The sequence below is a fragment of the Alistipes ihumii AP11 genome (genome assembly GCF_025144665.1).
Taxonomy (GTDB): Bacteria; Bacteroidota; Bacteroidia; order Bacteroidales; family Rikenellaceae; genus Alistipes_A; species Alistipes_A ihumii.
The window spans coordinates 421,910-440,399 of record NZ_CP102294.1 but is presented as its reverse complement, the minus strand read 5'-3'; the positions used below and the strand labels follow the sequence as shown (position 1 = coordinate 440,399).

At 57.3% G+C, this 18,490-nt stretch carries 18 protein-coding genes; 9 read left to right on the top strand and 9 right to left on the bottom strand.

Annotated elements, in window-relative coordinates:
* Nucleotides 1-21 precede the first annotated feature (21 nt).
* Nucleotides 22-555: a GNAT family N-acetyltransferase gene (locus NQ491_RS01805; RefSeq protein WP_019245059.1), complete on the bottom strand. Its 534-nt coding sequence runs from the start codon at nt 553-555 to the stop codon at nt 22-24.
* On the bottom strand, nt 552-1,463 hold the full coding sequence (locus NQ491_RS01800) for a DMT family transporter (RefSeq protein ID WP_019245060.1): 912 nt from the start codon (nt 1,461-1,463) through the stop codon (nt 552-554). Before NQ491_RS01800 ends, NQ491_RS01805 begins: the two co-directional genes overlap by 4 nt.
* Before the next feature lie 208 nt (nt 1,464-1,671).
* Here NQ491_RS01800 and NQ491_RS01795 point away from each other — a divergent pair, with 208 nt between their 5' ends.
* From NQ491_RS01795 to NQ491_RS01760, 8 genes are all read left to right on the top strand, one after another.
* Nucleotides 1,672-2,688, top strand: a complete 1,017-nt coding sequence (locus NQ491_RS01795; protein WP_019245061.1) for a YncE family protein — start codon at nt 1,672-1,674, stop codon at nt 2,686-2,688.
* Between the two features lie 245 nt (nt 2,689-2,933).
* Nucleotides 2,934-4,370, top strand: coding sequence for a glutamate decarboxylase (locus NQ491_RS01790; protein ID WP_019245062.1), 1,437 nt, complete (start codon nt 2,934-2,936; stop codon nt 4,368-4,370).
* 103 nt (nt 4,371-4,473) lie between these two features.
* Nucleotides 4,474-6,123, top strand: a complete 1,650-nt coding sequence (gene gadC, locus NQ491_RS01785) for a putative glutamine/gamma-aminobutyrate antiporter GadC (protein ID WP_026089514.1) — start codon at nt 4,474-4,476, stop codon at nt 6,121-6,123.
* A 2-nt stretch (nt 6,124-6,125) separates the two neighbouring features.
* Entirely contained in the window at nt 6,126-7,064 is a 939-nt protein-coding gene (gene glsA, locus NQ491_RS01780) for a glutaminase A (RefSeq protein ID WP_187119355.1), read from the top strand.
* A 128-nt stretch (nt 7,065-7,192) separates the two neighbouring features.
* Entirely contained in the window at nt 7,193-8,251 is a 1,059-nt protein-coding gene (locus tag NQ491_RS01775) for a DMT family transporter (RefSeq protein ID WP_019245065.1), read from the top strand.
* Nucleotides 8,252-8,476: 225 nt separating this feature from the next.
* Nucleotides 8,477-8,647, top strand: a complete 171-nt coding sequence (locus NQ491_RS01770; protein ID WP_157365658.1) for a hypothetical protein — start codon at nt 8,477-8,479, stop codon at nt 8,645-8,647.
* 225 nt (nt 8,648-8,872) lie between these two features.
* Complete coding sequence (locus tag NQ491_RS01765; RefSeq protein ID WP_019245067.1) at nt 8,873-9,322, top strand: DUF2059 domain-containing protein; 450 nt, start codon at nt 8,873-8,875, stop codon at nt 9,320-9,322.
* A 162-nt stretch (nt 9,323-9,484) separates the two neighbouring features.
* Nucleotides 9,485-10,246, top strand: coding sequence for a hypothetical protein (locus NQ491_RS01760; RefSeq protein ID WP_147524859.1), 762 nt, complete (start codon nt 9,485-9,487; stop codon nt 10,244-10,246).
* 155 nt (nt 10,247-10,401) lie between these two features.
* Here the strand turns inward: NQ491_RS01760 and NQ491_RS01755 are convergent, their stop codons facing one another.
* From NQ491_RS01755 to NQ491_RS01730, 6 genes are all read right to left on the bottom strand, one after another.
* Nucleotides 10,402-11,136 (bottom strand): LytR/AlgR family response regulator transcription factor, encoded by a 735-nt coding sequence (locus NQ491_RS01755; RefSeq protein ID WP_019245069.1) that lies wholly within the window; start codon nt 11,134-11,136, stop codon nt 10,402-10,404.
* Nucleotides 11,133-12,188: a sensor histidine kinase gene (locus NQ491_RS01750; protein ID WP_019245070.1), complete on the bottom strand. Its 1,056-nt coding sequence runs from the start codon at nt 12,186-12,188 to the stop codon at nt 11,133-11,135. The genes NQ491_RS01755 and NQ491_RS01750 overlap by 4 nt, the downstream gene beginning before the upstream one ends.
* 239 nt (nt 12,189-12,427) lie before the next feature.
* Nucleotides 12,428-13,648, bottom strand: coding sequence for an ABC transporter permease (locus NQ491_RS01745; protein ID WP_019245071.1), 1,221 nt, complete (start codon nt 13,646-13,648; stop codon nt 12,428-12,430).
* 12 nt (nt 13,649-13,660) lie between these two features.
* The gene (locus NQ491_RS01740) at nt 13,661-14,407 is read right to left on the bottom strand and encodes an ABC transporter ATP-binding protein (RefSeq protein ID WP_019245072.1); all 747 of its coding nucleotides are present in this window, start codon (nt 14,405-14,407) and stop codon (nt 13,661-13,663) included.
* A 227-nt stretch (nt 14,408-14,634) separates the two neighbouring features.
* On the bottom strand, nt 14,635-15,792 hold the full coding sequence (locus NQ491_RS01735; protein WP_026089517.1) for an efflux RND transporter periplasmic adaptor subunit: 1,158 nt from the start codon (nt 15,790-15,792) through the stop codon (nt 14,635-14,637).
* A gap of 33 nt (nt 15,793-15,825) precedes the next feature.
* Nucleotides 15,826-17,151, bottom strand: coding sequence for a TolC family protein (locus NQ491_RS01730; RefSeq protein ID WP_034282659.1), 1,326 nt, complete (start codon nt 17,149-17,151; stop codon nt 15,826-15,828).
* Nucleotides 17,152-17,441: 290 nt separating this feature from the next.
* Here NQ491_RS01730 and NQ491_RS01725 point away from each other — a divergent pair, with 290 nt between their 5' ends.
* Nucleotides 17,442-17,696, top strand: coding sequence for a TIGR03905 family TSCPD domain-containing protein (locus NQ491_RS01725; protein WP_019245075.1), 255 nt, complete (start codon nt 17,442-17,444; stop codon nt 17,694-17,696).
* 202 nt (nt 17,697-17,898) lie between these two features.
* Here the strand turns inward: NQ491_RS01725 and NQ491_RS01720 are convergent, their stop codons facing one another.
* Complete coding sequence (locus NQ491_RS01720) at nt 17,899-18,486, bottom strand: flavodoxin family protein (protein WP_019245076.1); 588 nt, start codon at nt 18,484-18,486, stop codon at nt 17,899-17,901.
* Nucleotides 18,487-18,490 lie beyond the last annotated feature (4 nt).

Sequence of the window (18,490 nt, the reverse complement as noted above, 5' to 3'; positions counted from 1 at the left end):
GCATCTGTTTTTTGATTCCTGTTATGCCTTTCGATGTCCGGGCGACGGAACCCGTTTCGGGACGGCCTGCTCCGTCTGCCCGGCGGCCAGTTCTCTGATTTTGTCTTCGGTCAGGCGGAAAACCGTCCATTCGTCCATCGGCACGGCTCCGAGCGAACGGTAGAAGGCGATCGACGGTGCGTTCCAATCCAGTACGACCCACTCCATCCTCCGGCAGCGCCGCTCGGCGGCGAGCTTGACCAAATGAAGCAGCAGCCTTTTCCCGTATCCGCGCCCTCTGTACTCCTCGTCGACGTATATGTCTTCCAGATAGAGACCGCGTTGTCCCCGGAAAGTCGAGAAGTTATGGAAGAACAGAGCGAACCCTACGGGTCGCCCGTTCAGCTCGCCCAGCACGACTTCCGCCTGTCTTTCTTCAAAAAGGGATTTGCGGAGTGCTTGCTCGGTCGTATCCACTTCGCTCTCGAGCTTTTCGTAGCGGGCCATTTTCATGATGAATCCGTAAATCGTGGCCGAGTCTTCCGGCCCGGCAGGGCGGATGTTCAGTTCGTTCATCGGTGAATCGGTTTTAGTCCTCTGATGCGCCGACCGTTTTCGGCTATGTAAACTCCGCTTAGGATCAGTGCGGCTCCGCCGAGAGCGACGGGCGTGATCCGTTCGTTCAGTACGATGGCCGAACTGATCAGCGCCACCAGAGGTACGAGATAAATATAGTTGCTTGTTTTGACTGTGCCCAAATGCTTGACCGCCGTATTCCAGACTGCGAAACAGAACAGCGAGGCCACAAGTCCCAGAAAGAGCAGGTTGCCCGCCACGACCGGATTGCGGAACAGTGCGGTGTCGAACCGGAGCGGCGTGAAGGCGAAAACGGGCAACAGGGTGACAACGCCGTAGAAGAATACTTTGCGCGTGATCTCGAGCGTCGAGTGGCGTCCGTCCAGCTTTTTCAGGCAGATGTTATAGAGCGCCCATGTCAGTGCGGCAGCCAGCGTGAGCAGATCGCCCGCAGGCTGTATCTTCAGAATGAAGCTCCCGTTGAAGACGACGAGCGCGACACCGGCGAGCGCCAGAACCGATCCGGCGGCAAGCGGGCGTCCGATTCGCTCGCTGCGGCCGAGCCATAGTCTCGAGAGCAGGACCGTCAGAATCGGAGCGGTAGCCAGCAGCAGCGCTACGTTCGAGGCGAGCGTTATTTGCAGGGCCATGTTCTCGGTCAGAAAATAAAGCGAGCCGCCCGTGAGGCCGGCCGCCGCGAATAGCGCTTCGTCCCGCCAGCTTTCGGGCAGTCTGAGAGTCGGCTTGTACAGTTTCAGCGCGAGGTAGGCGATCAGAAAGCGGTAAAACATGATTTCGGCCGGCGTCATCCCCTCGGCCAGCAACAGCTTCGTCGAAACGAAAGTCGTTCCCCATATTGCTACGGCCGTCAGAGCCAGTATGTGATATATTCCCTCTCCCCTGTCCATGAAGCCGACACTGTTTGGAGGCAAAAATAAGAAAAATATCGGTGCGCCTGCCGGCGAGTCCGTTTTCGGACAGTCCTGAAGTATATTCCCGCACGCCATTCCGGGCTGTTTTCCGCATACGGAGATATTTTATAACTTTGCAGAGCCGGCGGTTTCCTTTCCCGCCTTATCGAATCGGTGTGTATTCAAGCAAATATTCGGAATATCTATGAAAAGCGTATTGTCCGTTCCCTCCTTTCTGATCGCTATCTTCGCTTGGGGCGCGCTCTCCTGTTCGAGCACCAAGGATGACATCCGGGTCGTTCCCGACAGCAAGCTGCTCAAACTGATGATCGGTACCTCGAGTTTCGAGAACGATGCCGTGACGGCCGTCATGCGCAACGACTCGATCGTGCCCGATTTGTTGACGCTGAATTCCCCGGCCCATTCGATTGCGAAGGTTCACAGCTGGATATGGGTCGTGTGCGAGGGGTACGTTCGGGTCGTCAAACCTTCCGATTATTCGACGCTCGGTACGATCGCGCATATGTCCGAGGATCTGGATTTTCGGTATATCGTGCCGGTCAAAAGCGGGCAGGTGGCGGTCTCGGACGCTGCTCTGGGGGCCGTCTTCCTGGTCGACGAGAAAGATTTCAAGATCACGAAGGAAATCCTTTTCAACCGTCCGGTCGGACAAATGATCGTAACGGGCAGTAAGCTATACGCCGCAGCCGGCGACCGGATATGCGCTTTCCAGCTGGATAAGACTTACCAGACTTCCGAGCTCGGGATTCCTGCCCGGCCCGATTCCAAGCTCGTGTCCGATAAGTTCGGCGCGCTTTGGGCCCTGTCGGCCGATTATCTGTACTGCGTGTCCGACACGACGATGGCAGCGCATTACTCTTTGTCCGCGTTGGGAATCGATGCGTCGGAGGGCTATCTGGAGATCGACTCCGAACGCGACGAGATGTATTTCAACGCGCTCAAGAACGGCAAACTCTCGGTATTCGAGATTACGGTCGGGGATGAAAAAGGACGGATCGAGTTGAATCCGACTCCCCTTTTCACGCTCGACGCGGTCGAGGATATGACCGGTATGGTCATGTCGCCGCGCAATACGCTTTACATAGGAGATGCGAAGTCGGGAACCGGGAGCGGGGTCGTGTACGAGTACGACCTGTACGGACGGATATTGAATACGTACGCCGTAAACGGTACGCCCGGAGCGCTCTTTGCCGACAGGTAGCGCGTATCCGGAAGGGTCTGCGGCGGGAAACGCCCGGCCGCCTCGGGGATGCTTTTTTAAGCATCCCTTTTTTCATGTTTCGATCGGCCGTTGCATCCCTCGGAAAAGAGCGGATGCCGGTAAGAATGCGCGAGGCGGAGCATAGGCTCCGCTTTTCGCAGACTGTGCAGGTGGCACGGTTTATGGAGTCGTCGAAGGAGAATCTATTCAATCAATTATATCGTATAATCCTAAAAATTAAAGGTATGAACAATGTGAACGAACAAAGGGCCACGATCGAAACGCCGATCTTCGGCTCCGAGAAAATGCGGAATTCTGCGCCGACAGAGACGATTCCGATGCATCCGACCTCGCCCGAGATCGCCTATCAGATGGTCAAGGACGAGACCTTTCCGCAGACCCAGCCGCGCCTGAATCTGGCCACTTTCGTAACGACCTATATGGACGACTACGCTACGAAGCTGATGAACGAGGCCATCGATATCAATTATATCGACGAGACCGAGTACCCGCGCGTGGCCGTAATGGCCGCCCGCTGCATCAACATCATGGCCAATCTGTGGCACTCTCCCGAGCAGGCCAAATGGAAAGCCGGGGCGCTGGCTATCGGTTCTTCGGAAGCCTGCATGTTGGGCGGCGTGGCCGCGTGGCTTCGCTGGCGCGCGAAGCGCAAAGCGCAGGGCAAGCCGTACGACAAGCCGAATTTCGTGATTTCGACCGGTTTCCAGGTCGTGTGGGAAAAGTTCGCGCAGCTGTGGCAGATCGAGATGCGAACGGTTCCCCTGACGCTCGAGAAGACGACGCTCGATCCGCAGCTGGCTCTCTCGATGTGCGACGAAAATACGATCTGCGTCGTGCCGATCGAAGGCGTGACGTGGACGGGTCTGAACGACGACGTCGAGGCGCTCGACCGGGCGCTGGAGGATTACAATGCCCGGACCGGCTACGATATTCCGATTCATGTGGATGCCGCCTCGGGCGGCTATATCCTGCCGTTTCTGGACCCGGACAAGAAATGGGATTTCCGGCTGAAGTGGGTGCTCTCCATCAGCACTTCGGGGCATAAGTTCGGACTCGTATATCCGGGCCTCGGCTGGGTCGTATGGAAGGACAAAAAATACCTGCCCGACGAAATGTCGTTCAGCGTCAACTACCTGGGGGCGAACATTACGCAGGTCGGACTGAATTTCTCGCGTCCGGCCGCGCAGATTCTCGGACAGTATTACCAGTTTATCCGCCTGGGCTTCGAAGGCTACAAGGAGATTCAGTCCAACAGCATGGACATCGCCCGTTACGCTCACGAGCAGATCGGCAAGATGGCTCCGTTCGAGAACTACAGCGACGACGTCGTGAATCCGTTGTTCATTTGGTACATGAAGCCCGAATACGACCGTACGGCCAAGTGGACGCTTTACGATTTGCAGGCGGCTCTTCAGCAGAACGGCTGGATGGTACCTGCCTACACGCTGCCTAACAATCTTCAGAACTATGTCGTGATGCGCATCGTGTTCCGTCAGGGCATGAGCCGCGATATGACCGACATGCTGCTTACGGACATGCAGAATGCGATCACCGAGTTCGAGAAACTCGAGTATCCTACGCAAACTCGCGTAGCCCAGAACAAACAGCAGAGGGTGGTCGGCAAGGTCTTCACGCATACCCATGTCAAGGCGGGTCGTTAGCCTCCGGCGGGAAAATGCAGGGCTATCTGTGCGCATCGTGCGTACGGATAGCCTCTCGTTGTTCGTTATGCACTGTTAATCAAAAGCTTAATAGAATTATCGTATGGCAACAAGTAAAAGTACCACAGCTACGGGTACAGGGTTCAAATTGAGTGTGATGACACTCGCGATTATGAACGTGACGGCCGTCGTAAGCCTTCGGGGACTGCCCTCGGAAGCCGTTTACGGGCCGTCTTCGGCGTTTTACTATCTGTTCGCGGCCATCGTTTTCCTCATTCCGACGGCTCTGGTCGCCGCCGAGCTGGCGGCGATGTTCTCGGACAAGCAGGGAGGCGTGTTCCGCTGGGTCGGCGAGGCGATGGGCGCCCGGACGGGCTTTCTCGCTATTTGGCTCCAGTGGATCGAGAGCACGATCTGGTATCCGACCGTGCTGACGTTCGGGGCCGTGGCGATCGCCTTTATCGGCATTCATCCGCAGCACGACATGATGCTGGCCTCGAACAAGATTTTCACGCTGATCGTCGTGCTCGTCATCTACTGGCTGGCTACGTTCATCGCGCTGAAGGGACTGACGTGGGTCGGCAAGATTTCCAAGATCGGGGGTATGATCGGAACGATCATTCCGGCGGGTCTGCTGATCGTTCTGGGCATCGTCTATCTGAGTACGGGAGGCCACAACAACATGGATATGAGCCAAGGGTTCTTTCCCGATCTGACCAAGTTCGACAACCTGGTGCTGGCTTCCGGAATCTTCCTGTTTTACGCGGGCATGGAGATGATGGGTATTCATGTGATGGACGTCAAGAATCCGAGCAAGAACTATCCGAAGGCCATTTTCATCGGCTCGCTGATTACGGTCTGCATTTTCGTTCTGGGCACTTTCTCGCTGGGCTTCATCATTCCGGCCAAGGACATCAACCTGACGCAAAGCCTGCTGATCGGCTTCGACAATTATTTCCAGTATCTGCATATGAGCTGGGCCTCTCCGATCATTGCCGTTGCGCTGATGTTCGGCGTGCTGGCCGGCGTGCTGACTTGGGTCGCCGGTCCCTCCAAAGGTATTTTCACCGTCGGCAAGGCGGGCTATCTGCCTCCGTTTTTTCAGAAGGCCAACAAGGCCGGCGTGCAGCGTAACATTCTGATTATTCAGGGTTGCGTCGTGACGGTGCTGAGCCTGCTGTTCGTCGTGATGCCTTCGGTCCAGTCTTTCTATCAGATTCTTTCGCAGCTCACCGTGCTGCTCTACCTGATCATGTATCTGCTGATGTTCACGGCGGCGATCATGCTCCGCTACAAGATGCCCAAAGCCGAGCGCCCGTTCCGTGTCGGCAAGGGCAACGGACTGATCTGGTTCATCGCCGGACTGGGCTTCTGCGGCGCTTTGCTGGCATTCATTCTGAGCTTTATTCCGCCCAGCCAGATTTCGACCGGCAGCAATGCCGTATGGTTCTCGGTGCTGATCATCGGGTGCGTCGTAGTCGTCGTGGCGCCTTTCATCATCTACGCTTCGCGCAAGCCCTCGTGGCAGGACCCCGAAGCCGCCAAGGAGTTTCAGCCCTTCCATTGGGAAAAAGGCGCTCAGGACGTACAGCCGGCTGCGGTTCCGGCCGGCACGAGTTCCGCAGGCGTGCCCGTGACTCCGACGGCTACCGGAACGGCTCCGTCCGGTGCAGCCTCTGCCGCCAAGCCGGTATCGCCCACGGCAACCGGTTCGACGGCGACCAACCGGAGCGAAAACGATAAAAAAATTTGATCATGCAACAGTTCGATACTCAACAAATGAACGAGGCCGTCAACGAGGCTTACGAGAAATTCAGAGGAGACGACGGCGGTAAGAATGCCGATTACATACCTTTTCTGGCCAATGTCCCGTCGCAACTTTTCGGCATTTCGGTCTGCCTGCCCGACGGAGAGATCGTCGAGGCCGGCGATACGGATTACGTGTTCGGCGTCGAATCGGTGTCGAAGGTTCCGACGGCTATCCTGGCCATGGAGCAATACGGGCCCGATACGGTGCTCGACCAGATCGGCGCCGATGCGACCGGGTTGCCTTTCAACTCGATCATGGCCATCCTGCTCGAGAACGACCACCCTTCGACTCCGCTCGTCAATGCGGGCGCCATCGCGGCGTGCAGCATGGTGAAGCCGGTGGGCGACGCGAGCGGCAAATGGAAAGCGATCACGGACTTTCTTGAAAAGCTGTGCGGCAGTCCGCTCGTGTTGCAGGACGAGCTTTACAAGTCGGAGTCGGAAACGAACTTCAACAACCGTTCGATCGCATGGCTGCTGAAGAATTACGATCGCATCTACGACGACCCGGACATGTCGCTCGATATTTATACCCGTCAGTGCTCCATGGGCGTGACGGCCCGCCAACTGTCGATCTGCGGCGGCACGATCGCCAACCGCGGGGTCAATCCGGTAACGCACGAGCGGGTGTTCGATGCGGCGATTACGCCGAAGATCGTCTCGATGATCGCTACGGTGGGCTTCTACGAGCATACGGGAGACTGGATCTTCTCGTCCGGCATTCCGGCCAAGACCGGCGTGGGCGGCGGGATCGTCGGCGTGCTGCCCGGCGTGATGGGTATCGCGGCGTTTTCTCCCAAGCTCGACGGCTCGGGCAACTCCGTGCGGGCTCAGCATGCGATCAAGTATATCACGAACAAGCTCGGATTGAACCTGTTCGGCTGATGCCTCTTATCTATCGGCAAGTATTCGGCGGTTCCGGACGGAAGGCGTTTTTCGGAGCGCATTCTTTCCGGAGCCGCTTTTTATGGGGTCTTTCCTCTCCCCCGTCCGGATCGTTTTGACCCTGAGAAATGAATCGTCCGACTCATCCGCACTCATTTTCGGCTCATCTGGCGCTGGTCGTCGCGAACGTGCTGTTCGGGATGAACTTTTCGTTTTTCGTATCGATCATCCGGCACTATATGGCGTTCGAGACCCTTTTTTTCGCAAGAGTCCTTTTTTCGGCGGTTTGTTTCATCCCGCTGACGTTTCTCTATAAGCGCTTCCGGATTACGCGAAGGGATTTCATCGGGATTCTGATTCCGACGGTGCTGGTCATTTACGGGCATGAATTCATGATGCTGTGGGGCGCGAAATACACCAATCCGCTCGATGCCTCGACGCTGGCTACGATGGCGCCGATCGTTACGCTCGTCGTGTCGTCGCTGATTTTCCGGGAACGGCTCCACTGGGCCAAGATCGTCGGTATCGGGATGGGTATAGCAGGCTCGGCCGTACTGATTCTGGGCAACGGATGGCCGAAAATGCAGAGCGAGGAGTTGGGCAACCTGTTCATGCTGGTCAGCGTCGTCGCCGCCGCAACGAACACGGTGTTCATCAAGCCCGAACTCGTGCGGCTCGGCACGATGACCGTCACGGGCTGGTACTACGTGATCGGCGTGCTGATCGCCGGGCCTTTCTTCGGGCGCGACGTTTTCGAGTTCGACTACGGCTCGCTGCCGCCGCTTGCCGTTGCGGAGATCGTTTACGTGCTGGTTCTCGGGACTACGCTGCCCAATTACCTGCTTTATTACGGGACGGAAAAGCTCACGTCCGTCCATACGGGACTGTATGCTTATCTTCAGCCGATAGCGGCTACGGCGCTCGGTCTGTACCGGCATCAGATCGAGCTCGGATATGACAACCTGGTCGCGGCGATTCTGATTTTCGTCGGCATCGTTCTAGTTATCATTACTTACGTGAAATTCAGATTTCCCGCTCCCGGCGCGGGAAAAACGTCCGGCGGAGACCGTTCGGAACCGGTGTCCGTACCCGGAGTTTCCGTCCCGCCGCCGGCAGACGGAGAAAGGGGACGGAGCGATGCTCCGCAGGGTCGTTCGGAACCTCCCGTCCCGTCGCAGGATCGATAAGGGAGGAGGCGGAATTTCGGGGGAAACGACGGGACGTTTGTGTCGTTTCGGATAATCGGAGTATGTTTAGGACGGAAAACCGGCAGCGTTTGCCGGAGCCGTGCATGCGTGGCGCGGGCGGATGTCCGAGGCCGTCGGCGGAATCTCTCGGCGGAGGCCGGGCGGAGAGGCGACGAGCAGTCCGGGTTCCGGTCCGGCGAAGTGCGAAAACGAATCGAATACGCGATGATGTTGAGGGAAAAGGGGATATCGATCAGAGAGGAAAATCCGGAGGATCGCCGGACGATCGGCCGGGTGGTCGAGCGCGCTTTTCGTGCCGAAGAGCGGAGCGATCATCGGGAGTATCTGCTCGTGGAGCGTTTGCGCGGTTCGGAGGCATTCGTCGGTCGGTTTTAAGCGTTGAACGTTCGTGATCCGTCTGCTGCCCTTTCAAAAATTGCGCCTGAACTCCGGAGCGGAAATCCGGTGTTTTTTCTTGGGGGACCGAACGGCGGGGCTCGGCCTGTTCGGTCGGGTCTCCTGAAACAGATATCGTTTGGATATTCGGCCGCAAACGTTTACCTTTAGCGAGAAATGGGCCGGGCCGGACGCGCTCGGCCGACGCATGAAAAATTATAATCGATGAAAAAAGGATTGCTATTTCTGGCGGCGTTTGTTCTGTTGACATTCGGCGCGCAGGCACAGAGTGCCGAATTCAAGGCTTCGGTCCGCAAACTGATGGCGGTTTCGGGCAGCGACGCCACGCTTAAAATGATTCCCGAGCAAATACTCTCGATGATCGAGCAGCAGGCACCCGCACTGCCCGAATCGGTCAAGGCCGAGATACAGGCGATGTTCAGCGAGGAAGCGCTTTTGTCGCTGATGGACCGGATGGTTCCGATCTACGCCAAGTATTATACGCAACAGGATATGGACGATCTGATCGCTTTTTACGATACGCCGCTGGGTAAGAAGCTGTCGACCGTTCAGCCTCAGATTACGCTCGAAAGCATGTCCGTAGCCCAGCAATGGGCCGCCGAGATCGGACAGAAAGTCGCTTCCAAGATCATGCAGAGCAGCACTTCCGAATAGCGGTGGTCTGCGGGAGCGTTTCCGATGCCTTCTCTTTCTTACGGGCCGGGATTTTGGAAAAATTTGATCGGTGTGAAAGCGAGTTTCGGTTGCAGTCGGAATTCGCTTTTGTATTTCCTGCGTTTTAGCAGGCGAATTTTAAAGACATATCGTAACAGAACGATGGGCAAACAAATACCGACATTCGAAAAAGCATTCGGTATTTTGGAACTTCCTGAATATTTGAATGGGTTAGAATGTCGACGGTTACGTCTTATGAAGTCTGATAAGGAGAAACCGATATTGATAGAAACGTGTCGTCGGTTGCAAGATCTGTACGATGAAATATGCGCTGCTCGCTTTGCTCTAATTACCGCTTGTCAATCCAAATATCCCGAATATATATCATCCGAGGATAACGGGGGCGGGCATTTATGGATACAGTCTCAATTTGTCAATACAGCTATCTTATGGTATGATGCCGCTTTTGACATATTGTTGCAGTCAATTTGGATATATTTTAAACTATATGAAAATTTGAAACGGCCGCTCACCCTGAATTCGGAAAATTTCGACTCGATATTGGCGAAATGTAAATTAGAAAATATTGACAAGTCCGTTATAGGTGAGCAATTGCATAACCGGTTGCTTGAATTTTCCCGTAATTATAAACCGACCGTATCGTTTTGGGCAAATACCCTGAAACACCGTAGAATGATTCGATACAGGGAGTTGTCAAATAGGAAACACGTACATTTTCTGACGATTCCGTGTCGTTCGGGTGAAAGTATGTTAGACGCTGTGAAAAGAGGTGCAGTCAGTGAGTACGATTCGATCAAAGCCTTGAATATCTATGATATGGGCGATGTGATAAACGAGCTTATCGACTATCATAAAGATCTGGACGGGTTGGCGAACTGCATGTCGGATTATATCGAAATTTGAAATATAAATCGATTGCCGGTGGTTTTTCCATGGAATCGAACGGTCGTTTCTATGCCAGACCGTTCAATGAATTGCATGTGGGGGAAATTGGGAAAAAGCCGCTAAGCAGTGAGCGCGTAGCGATAGAGGAAAGGCTTATTTTTGTACGGTTTCAGTTACAGCAGAAGCGACCGTCGGGAAAGGGCCTCCATGAAGCGTTCCTTGTACGATTCCGAGACCGGGATATATGTCTTGCCGAAGACGATGCGGTTGCGCTCGATCGTTTTCACCCGGTCGATCTGAACGATATACGAGCGGTGTACCCGCACGAAACGGTCCGGAGGCAGCGACTGCTCGATCGCTTTCATGCTCGTCTGCGTCACGAGGCTGCCTCCCTCGGCCGTATGGATGCGGACGTAGTCTTTCATACCCTCGATATACAGAATGTCGTCGAGCCGGATTTGCTGCATTTTGTAGTCGGTCCGCACGAACAGGTTACGGGCGGCCGGAATCGCCTCGGGCGAGGCCGGAGCAGTACCGGTCGTTCCGGCCTCGAACCAGCGGCGGGCCTTGCCGGCCGCCCGGAGGAACTCGGCGTAGCTGATCGGCTTGAGCAGGTAGTCCAGCGCATCGGCGCGGAACCCTTCGAGCGCGTACTGTTCGAAGGCGGTCGTGAAAATTACGCGCGACCGCTCGCCGAGCGTACGGGACAGTTCAAGGCCGTTCATCTGCGGCATCTGGATGTCGAGGAAAAGCAGGTCTGCCGGGTGCTCCTGCCACATGGAAAACGCTTCGACGGCGCTCGAACAGATGCCTTCGAGCGAGAGAAACGGCGTCTGCCGCACGTAATCGCCCAGCAGTTGCGCTGCCAGAGGCTCGTCGTCGACTACCATCGTGCTGATTCGGTTCATAGGTCGATAATGAGTTGTGCCACGAAACTCCCGTTCAGGTTTTCGGTCCGCAGGATATGGCGGTTCGGATAGAGCAGATTCAGCCGCTTGCGCAAGTTCTGCAGGCCGATGCCCGAACCGTTTCGGTCTGCGTCGGTTTTCGGGAAGTCGCTGTTTTCGATCGTGCAGACCAATGTCCCTTCCTTGACCATGCGGATCGAAATGTGCACGAACGACGGCTGCGACGGGCTGACACCGTGTTTGAACGCATTCTCGACCAGCGTAATGAACAGCAGCGGTGCGATCGTGTACCCGTCCGCCTGTTCGGGCAGATCGACGGTCGTTTCCACGCGATCGGGCAGGCGCAGCTCCATCAATTCGACGTAGTTGCGGACGAACTGAATTTCCTTTTCGAGCGGAATGTAGTTCTGGTTGTTCTCGTAAAGCACATAGCGCAGCATGTGGCTGAGGCTATGCACGGCGAACTGGGCTTTCGTCCGGTCGATGGGAATCAGCGCATAGATATTGTTCAGCGTGTTGAACAGGAAATGGGGATTCAGCTGGCTCTTCAGGTTCTTCAGCTCGGCCTGCGTTCTCTCCTTCTCGATTTGCTGCTTCTCGGCTTCGATGCGATACCAGTTGCCCGTCATCCTGATAGCGACGGCCAGCCCGACCGTCAGGGCCATCAGCATGGCGTTCCATGCGATGAAAAAGTAGACGGGCGGCGGATCGCCCCGGTTCTCGCGCGGCGGTTCGGTCTCGATATAGAAGCGGCACATCTCGTGCCAGATATGCTGTATGAGCAGGACCGTCGCGATCAGCAGCAGATTGGCCAGAATGAAGCGCCCCAGTCGTTTGCGGAACAGCAGTCGCGGGGTCAGTATGCCGTAGTTGACGTAGAAGACCGTCATGAAAGTCAGCGGCATGATGACGAAGCCGACGTACCGTTCGAGCGATACGGACGCGTTGTCGCCGTACGCGAACAGGAACGGGGAGCAGAACAGCAACCCCCATGCGATCGTGTGAATGACGATCCCGAATATTTTCTCTTTGGTCAGACCGGCTACTTCCATGATTGTTCCATGTAAAGATAATGAAAAACGCGATTATATGTTTTTTTTGTGCGACTGTATGCCGGCTTTGCCGTGCGTCCCGAATCGGGATTTATGCGCCGAGGCGGGCGAGGTCCGAGGTTGCGAGTTGCCGTCCGGCGCGAAAAGCGGGGGACGAGGCTCGGCGCGTACCTAAAAACGCTCGCAGGGTGCGCTCGATTGTTTCGGGGCGAAGGCGGTCTGCACGGCTTGCAGGCGCTCTACTCGTAGCGGATCGCTTCGATCGGGTCCAGATTGGAGGCCTTGCGGGCCGGGTACCAGCCGAAAAATATGCCGGTCACGGTACATACGGCGAACGACAGCACGACCGAATACAGCTGGACGTAGACGGGCCATCCGATCCAGTACTTGATGACGGCCGAAGCCGTGATTCCGAGCACGACGCCGATCACTCCTCCGGTCACGCTGATGATGACCGCCTCGATCAGGAATTGCCACAGGATGTGCCGCCCTTTCGCGCCGATCGACATTCTCAGGCCGATTTCGCGCGTGCGCTCGGTTACCGAGACGTACATGATGTTCATGATGCCGATACCGCCCACCAGCAGGGAGATGCCCGCTATGCAGGCCAGCAGCACCGTCATCAGGTCGGTGGTCGAGCTGAGCATCGAACTGAGCTCTTCCTGCGAGCGAATCTCGAAATCGTCCTCGTCGCCGGGCTTGATCTTGTGGTTCTGCCTCAGAATTTCGGCGATTTCGTCGATCGCCTTGTCCGACGCCTCCTCGGTCAGGGCCGAGAGGAAGATGCCGTGCAGGTAGGTGATCGCTAGCACCCGTTTCTGTACGGTCGTGTAGGGTGCGATGATCAGGTCGTCCTGGTCCTGCCCCATCGAATTGTAGCCTTTGGACGACAGCACTCCGACGATTTTCAGCGGGATTTTGTCGAAACGGATCGTCTTGCCGAGCGGGTCCTCGCCCGAAACGAACAGATTGTCGACGACCGTCTTGCCTACGACGCAGACCTTGGCGGCCGTTTTCACGTCGTGATCGGTAAACATCTCGCCTTCGCCGACCGAGTACTTGCGGATCGTCATGTAGTCGCCGTTCACGCCGTACAGCGTGGTCGGCGCGTTGTTGGCGCCGTAGATCGCCTGACCGCTGCTGCTGACCGTGGGCGAGCAGGCGCTGATGTACGATGCCTCGCGCTCGATCGTCCGGTAGTCCTCCAGCTTGAGCGTCTGCATGCTGCTGGCGCTCTGCCGCACTCCGCCGAAGCGGCCGTTGCCGGGGTGTACCATGATCATGTTCGAGCCCATTTCCGAGATCTGCTCGCGGATGCTCCGCTTCGATCCTTGGCCGATGGCCAGCATCGCGATGACCGAAGCGACGCCGATGATGATGCCCAACATCGTCAGGAACCCTCTGAACTTGTTGTTGGCAAGGGCTTTCAGTGCGATTTTTATCAGATTCTTGTAGTTCATCTCCTTGGTCGTTTACATGCCGTTGTCCACCGGAATCGTGTCGAGTACCGCTTGGGCCGACCGGATGTTCCCGTTACGGACGTCGTCGGTAATGTGCCCGTCGCGCAGCACGATATTCCGGCTGCTGAACTGCGCGATCTCCGGGTTGTGCGTGACGAATACGATCGTGCTCCCCTCGGCGTGCAGACGCTGGAACAGCGTCAGAATCTCGAACGAGGTCCGCGTATCGAGGTTGCCGGTCGCTTCGTCGGCCAGAATCATCACCGGATTGTTAACGAGCGCCCGCGCGATCGCCACGCGCTGCTGCTGTCCGCCGGACATCTGGTTCGAGCGGTGGTGGATGCGGTCCGACAGTCCTACCTCTTTCAGGGCTTCGGTCGCCCGTTCGCGCCGCTCGCGGGCCGATACGTCCGGATTGTAGAACAGCGGGAGTTCGACGTTCTCGAGCGCCGTGGTTTTGGGCAGCAGATTGTACGACTGGAACACGAATCCGATTTTGCGGTTGCGGAGCGTCGCGCGGTCGTTGCGCCCCATCTCGCGGACCGAGACGCCGTCGAGCCAGTATTCGCCCGAGGTCGGCGTGTCGAGGCAGCCCAAAATGTTCAGCAACGTCGATTTTCCCGAGCCGCTCGTGCCCATGATCGTCACGAACTCGCCCTTCGCGACCGAGAACGTTACGCCCCGCAGCGCGTGAACCGTCTCGCCGCCGACCTGAAAGTCCCGGCGCAGATTCTCGACTCGTATGATATGATTGTCCATGGTTTTGCGTTGATTCGGTTTCGTGGTTCTGAAACTTTCGTGTGTCCGGCGGCAGGACCGCCGGTGTAGTTGCGCCGTAGCGCGGCGTCTCTGTTCGTGGGTGCCGGAGTCACTCGTCGATACCGGCTCGGTTTGAATGATCGTTCCGGAGAAAAGCGGGGCACGGTTGCCGGCATTCTCTGCCGGGCGGAAGAGGGCCGCCTTTCGGGGGAGACCGGCGCGACTTGCTACTTCTTCTTTTGTCCGGGAGGCGACGGCATGAACGGATTCGACTGGCCGTTCATATCGCCTTCCGCTGCCGGAATTCCCAAACTTTCCGACGTGACGACCCGGTCCCCCTCCTTGATCGGGCCGGTCACTTCGGTATAGATGCCGTCCGTTTCGCCTATCGTCACGCCGACCGGCTCGATTCCGCTGCCCGTTTCGACCCACAGGGTTTTGGAGCGGCGGCTTGAAGAGTCGGACATCGCCGCGGTCGCGCCGTCGGGTGTGAAACGGAGGGCTTTCGAAGGAACGAGCAGCACGCCGTCTTTTTGGAGCGTGTAGATCGTGATGTTGGCTGTCAGACCCGGCTTCAGTTTCAGGTCGGGATTCGGAGCGTTCACGACCACTTCATACGTCACGACGTTCGATTCGGTGGTGGCTTGCAGCCGGACCTGCGTCACGGTCCCTTCGAACACGTCGTCCGGATAGGCGTCTACGGTGAAGGTCGCCCGCTGCCCGTCCTGCACGCTGCCGATGTCGGCCTCGTCCACGTCGGCGATCACGCGCATCCGGCTCAGATCGTTGGCAATCGTGAAGAGCGTCGGGGTCTCGAAGCTCGCCGCCACGGTCTGACCTTCCTCGACCTCGCGGCCGATCACGACTCCGTCGATCGGAGCGGTGATCGTCGCATAGCCCAGGTTCTGCCGTACCTTGAACATATCGGCCTTCGACTTGTCGTAAGCGCTTTTGGCCTTGTTATAGTTGTACTCCGCCGTTTCGAAGTCCGTATCGCTGACCATGCCCTTGTCATGCAGCCCCTTGATCCGGGCGAAGTTTTTCTCCTGATACTCGTATTCGGTCTTGTTCGATTCCAGCGTGGCCGTGCTCGACTCCAGCTCTGCCTCCAGCGTCGAACGGTCTATCTCGGCGATCACTTCGCCCTTCTTGACGATCGAGTTGTAGTCGACGTAAATGCGGTCGATGATGCCCGATACCTGCGTACCTACCTCGACCTGGATGATCGGCTCGATCGTACCGGTGGCGGTCACGCTGTGAACGAGCGTTCCCCGACGCACGGTCGCGCTGTTGTATGCCGTTTGGGGCTTCGAGTCTTTCCGCAAAAGCCGGAAGGCGGCGACGACCGCGACGGCTACGAGCAGAAGGACGATTCCGGTTTTCATTCCTTTTTTCATGGCGATATGCGTGTTTTTTGATTACAATTCGATGGGTACGTTGCGATAGAAGTCGAGCAGGCGGATCGACAGGACGGCCTGATACTTGGCCTGTATCTGCTCCTGCTGGGCCGCCAGATAGTTGTTCTTCTCGGTCAGCAGTTCGACGGTGTTTTTCATGCCGGCTTCGAATTGCCCGAGTACGAGCGAATAGCTCAGGCCCGCCGAGCGGACTTTGTCCGTCGCGGCCCGGTAGCGACTCTGAGCCGAGACGGCATCTTGATAAAGCGACTCGACGGTCGTCAGCAGGCTCTTTTCCGCATCGGCATAATTCAGTTCGGCCTGACGGGTTTCGAGCCTCGCCTTGGCGCGGGACGTGCGGGCTTGGCGGTTGTTGAAGATCGGTACGCTGACGGTGATGCCGGCGCTTTCGTTGAGCTTGTTGTTCAGTTGGTTGTAGAACGAGTAGTTGGTCCCCGAGGTGTTTCCGGTCCCGATGGCCGCGCTGGCGGTAACGGTAGGCAGGCCGTCGGCCTTGGCCACCCGCTCGCCGGCCAGAGCCGACTGGATGTTCAACCGGCCGCTTTCCATTTGCGGCATGACTTCCAGCGCCGTCCGATACACCTCTTCCATGCGGGGAACCTCGGCCAGTACGGTCGAGCTGTCTATTTCGGGAAATACGACGTCGAACGTACTGTCGATTCCCAGCTCGAGCAGCTGCTTGAGCTGCAGCCGTGCTTGCGCCAGATCGTTCTCGCTGACGGTTAGCTGGTAGCAGTCGCTGCTGTACTGAGCCTCCATTTGCGCGTAGTCGCTGCGGGCGATCGAGCCGGCTTCGAGCAGCGCTTTCGACCGTTCCATCTGGGCCGCCGACGACTCGACGGTCTGGGCGTTCGTCTTGACCGTCTCGTTCGCATACAGAATTTCGAGATAGGCCTGCGTGACGGCGATTTCGATGTCGTTGCGGGCGACTTCCACCTCGTATTCCCTGCTGCGGTTGACGATCTGCTGCTGGCGCAGCGAGTGTTTCAGCTTGCCTCCGTTGTAAAGCGTCAGGCCGGCATTGAGCGCGTAGTTGCCCGAGTAGGTGCCGTCGGAACTGAAGTTCTCGTTCTCCTTTTTCTGATGAATGACGTTCTGCGAGGTCGTGAATCCGAGCGTGGGCGTCCGGTCTGCCTTGGCCTGTTGCAGGTCGACCCGGGCGCTTTGCAGCGAAATCTGCGAAGACTGTACCTGAATGTTGTTCTCGCGGGCGTAGTCGATGCACTGTCTGAGCGTCCAGCCCTGTCCGGAGGTCTGCCCTGCGGCGGACAAGGCCGACATCAGGCCGAGCAGGCAGATCAGAGCCGTTCCGATTGTTCGTTTCATAGGGTCTGCAATTTTTCTTGCAGGCAAACTTAAGGCGGCCGTGCTTTCCGGACAATTGAAATAGACGAATCGGCCGATTTTGCCGACCGAGACGGGTTTTCTTCCGACCGGCGCTCGCATGCGGAAGGCGCTTTGCCCCGACGCGCGGAACCGGAGCGCAGCCGGAAGGACGATCCGTTTGTTCCCGTACCGGTCGAGACGTTCGGGAAAGTGCCGGTTCGCTGGCTGCGGTTTTGAAAGGCCGGGCGGCTTCCGTATCTTTGCCGTCGTCAAATGGCAAGGATATGGCAATGAAAACGATCGAATACGTCCCTGTCGGAGGCGTATGTACGAAATCGATCCGCGTGACGGTGAAGGACGGCCGGATCGCCGAAGTCGTCTTTACGGGCGGTTGTCACGGAAATACGCAGGGCGTCGCCTCTCTGGTTCGGGGAATGGACGCCGGCGAGGCGGTCCGGAGACTGAAGGGCATCGATTGCAGGGGCAAGGGCACTTCCTGTCCCGATCAGCTGGCCCGTGCGATCGAGATGCTCGCGGGAAAATGACGGCCTCCTGTGTGCAGGGAGCCCTCACATGTCCGTCGTATGCCTGTCGGGCGAAACGGTCGGCGATTCGCCTGAGGACATTCGGATAGCGCGGCAAGACGGCGTTTACGGTTATTCGTATGATAAAGTGCCTTATAGTTCGGAGGGCGGGAGACGCTTTGCCGGCAGGAGTCGCGCATGTCCGGTTATCCCGGGCTGACCGTTAACGGGCTTTGCCCGCCGTTTTTCGGAGTATTTTCCGCAATTTACTTTTCAGGCGTTCGGGGTATCGGAGTGGCAGAGTTCCGAATCTTTTCGTTCCTCCGATTTCGATGCTCTCGATCCGGTAGCCGCCCGTACGGAGTATTTCGCGTAGGGCGCGGACAGTGCCTCTGCTTTGCTTCATCCAGATGTTGAACGGGTATGGCGTGGTGCAAGCGGCGACGATCAGGGCTCGCTTCCCTTTCTGACGGGCTACGGGAATGCCCCGGGCGCTTTCGCCCATGAAGACGGGAACGTTCCGGTCGAACAGGTTTTTCAGCGGCGCGCTCATGCCTCCCCAATGGGTCGGCGATCCGATGACGAGCAAGTCCGCATTACGGATCTTGTCGGCCAGATCGTGTCCGTCGTCGTGCGGCAGCGAGCACTCGCCCGTTTCGCGGCATCGCATGCAAGCCGTGCAGGGAGCGATCCGGCAGTCGTCGATATGGACCAGCTCGGCGTCCGGCCCGAGAGTTTCCGAAGCGACTCGCATCATCGTGCCGATCGTCCCGTTTCGGCGAGGGCTACCGTTGATTATCAGCGATCTCATCCGA

Coding starts and splice junctions, on each gene's coding strand:
- NQ491_RS01805 (WP_019245059.1), bottom strand. CDS start 555: ATGAACGAACTGAACATCCGCCCTGCCGGGCCGGAAGACTCGGCCACG.
- NQ491_RS01800 (WP_019245060.1), bottom strand. CDS start 1,463: ATGGACAGGGGAGAGGGAATATATCACATACTGGCTCTGACGGCCGTA.
- NQ491_RS01795 (WP_019245061.1), top strand. CDS start 1,672: ATGAAAAGCGTATTGTCCGTTCCCTCCTTTCTGATCGCTATCTTCGCT.
- NQ491_RS01790 (WP_019245062.1), top strand. CDS start 2,934: ATGAACAATGTGAACGAACAAAGGGCCACGATCGAAACGCCGATCTTC.
- gadC (WP_026089514.1), top strand. CDS start 4,474: ATGGCAACAAGTAAAAGTACCACAGCTACGGGTACAGGGTTCAAATTG.
- glsA (WP_187119355.1), top strand. CDS start 6,126: ATGCAACAGTTCGATACTCAACAAATGAACGAGGCCGTCAACGAGGCT.
- NQ491_RS01775 (WP_019245065.1), top strand. CDS start 7,193: ATGAATCGTCCGACTCATCCGCACTCATTTTCGGCTCATCTGGCGCTG.
- NQ491_RS01770 (WP_157365658.1), top strand. CDS start 8,477: ATGATGTTGAGGGAAAAGGGGATATCGATCAGAGAGGAAAATCCGGAG.
- NQ491_RS01765 (WP_019245067.1), top strand. CDS start 8,873: ATGAAAAAAGGATTGCTATTTCTGGCGGCGTTTGTTCTGTTGACATTC.
- NQ491_RS01760 (WP_147524859.1), top strand. CDS start 9,485: ATGGGCAAACAAATACCGACATTCGAAAAAGCATTCGGTATTTTGGAA.
- NQ491_RS01755 (WP_019245069.1), bottom strand. CDS start 11,136: ATGAACCGAATCAGCACGATGGTAGTCGACGACGAGCCTCTGGCAGCG.
- NQ491_RS01750 (WP_019245070.1), bottom strand. CDS start 12,188: ATGGAAGTAGCCGGTCTGACCAAAGAGAAAATATTCGGGATCGTCATT.
- NQ491_RS01745 (WP_019245071.1), bottom strand. CDS start 13,648: ATGAACTACAAGAATCTGATAAAAATCGCACTGAAAGCCCTTGCCAAC.
- NQ491_RS01740 (WP_019245072.1), bottom strand. CDS start 14,407: ATGGACAATCATATCATACGAGTCGAGAATCTGCGCCGGGACTTTCAG.
- NQ491_RS01735 (WP_026089517.1), bottom strand. CDS start 15,792: ATGAAAACCGGAATCGTCCTTCTGCTCGTAGCCGTCGCGGTCGTCGCC.
- NQ491_RS01730 (WP_034282659.1), bottom strand. CDS start 17,151: ATGAAACGAACAATCGGAACGGCTCTGATCTGCCTGCTCGGCCTGATG.
- NQ491_RS01725 (WP_019245075.1), top strand. CDS start 17,442: ATGAAAACGATCGAATACGTCCCTGTCGGAGGCGTATGTACGAAATCG.
- NQ491_RS01720 (WP_019245076.1), bottom strand. CDS start 18,486: ATGAGATCGCTGATAATCAACGGTAGCCCTCGCCGAAACGGGACGATC.